Here is a 1,364-nt window from a genome sequence, read left to right on the forward strand (position 1 = left end):
ATCTTCGGAGATGACAGTGCCGGCGGTCAGGATGGCGATGTCTTCCAGCATGGCCTTGCGGCGGTCGCCGAAGCCAGGCGCCTTGACGGCGGCGATCTTCAGGCCGCCGCGCAGCTTGTTGACGACGAGGGTCGCAAGCGCCTCGCCTTCGACGTCTTCAGCGATGATCAGCAGCGGCTTGCTGGATTGGACGACGGCTTCGAGAACCGGGAGCATCGACTGCAGGTTCGAGAGCTTCTTCTCGTGGATGAGAATATAGGGGTCTTCAAACTCGACCCGCATCTTGTCGGCATTGGTCACGAAATAGGGGCTGAGATAGCCGCGGTCGAACTGCATGCCTTCGACGACTTCGAGTTCGGTTTCGGCGGTCTTGGCTTCTTCAACCGTGATGACGCCATCATTGCCGACCCTTTCCATCGCTTCCGCCAAAAAGCGGCCGATTTCGGCATCGCCATTGGCGGAGATCGTGCCGACCTGGGCGATTTCGGAATTGTTGGAGATCTTGCGGGCGTTGGCCTTCAGTTCCGCGACGATGGCGACGACCGCAAGATCGATGCCGCGTTTCAGGTCCATCGGGTTCATGCCCGACGTAACGGCCTTGGCGCCCTCCTTGACGATTGCCTGGGCCAGCACCGTTGCCGTCGTGGTGCCGTCGCCGGCGACGTCGCTGGTCTTCGAGGCGACTTCGCGGACCATCTGGGCGCCCATGTTTTCGAACTTGTCTTCGAGTTCGATTTCCTTGGCGACCGAAACGCCGTCCTTGGTCATGCGCGGTGCGCCGAAAGACCTTTCGATCACGACGTTGCGGCCTTTCGGGCCGAGGGTCGCCTTCACGGCGTTGGCCAGGATGTCGACGCCACGCAGCATCTTCTCACGGGCTTCGGTGCTGAATTTGATTTCTTTAGCAGCCATTGTCCTCACTCCTTCATAGGCAGCCAGAGCAATTCCTGGAAAAGTGCGACGTGGTTTTCCGTTTGGAATTGCGTCAGAAATAAAAGGTTGGAGCGGTTCTGCGTTTCCATGAAAAGCCGATGCGCTCCTGCATCGACGGATGCCCGCAGGAATCTCAGGCGGCCTGCTTCTTTTCGCCCCGGGTTTCGATAATCCCCATCACGTCGCTTTCCTTCATGATCAGCCGATCTTCGCCATTGATCTTGATCTCGGTGCCGGACCATTTGCCGAACAGGATGCGATCGCCGGGCTTGACGTCGAGAGCCTGAATCTGTCCGGCGTCGTTGCGTGCACCGGGGCCGACGGCGATAACCTCGCCTTCCTGCGGCTTCTCCTTGGCGGTGTCGGGAATGATGATGCCGCCCTTGGTCTTTTCCTCTGAATCGACCCGGCGGACGAGAATACGGTCATGA

At 59.3% G+C, this 1,364-nt stretch carries 2 protein-coding genes; both read right to left on the minus strand.

The window, feature by feature from the left end; translation table 11 throughout:
- Window positions 1-912, minus strand: a 912-nt coding sequence (groEL, locus tag FY112_RS37390) for a chaperonin GroEL (protein ID WP_246700597.1), incomplete at its 3' end; no start/stop codon positions are given.
- Between the two features lie 154 nt (window positions 913-1,066).
- A partial coding sequence (locus FY112_RS03710; RefSeq protein ID WP_151517724.1) for a co-chaperone GroES occupies window positions 1,067-1,364 on the minus strand: 298 nt, incomplete at its 5' end.

It is taken from the genome of Rhizobium sp. PEPV16, from assembly GCF_008919455.1.
GTDB lineage: Bacteria > Pseudomonadota > Alphaproteobacteria > Rhizobiales > Rhizobiaceae > Rhizobium > Rhizobium leguminosarum_Q.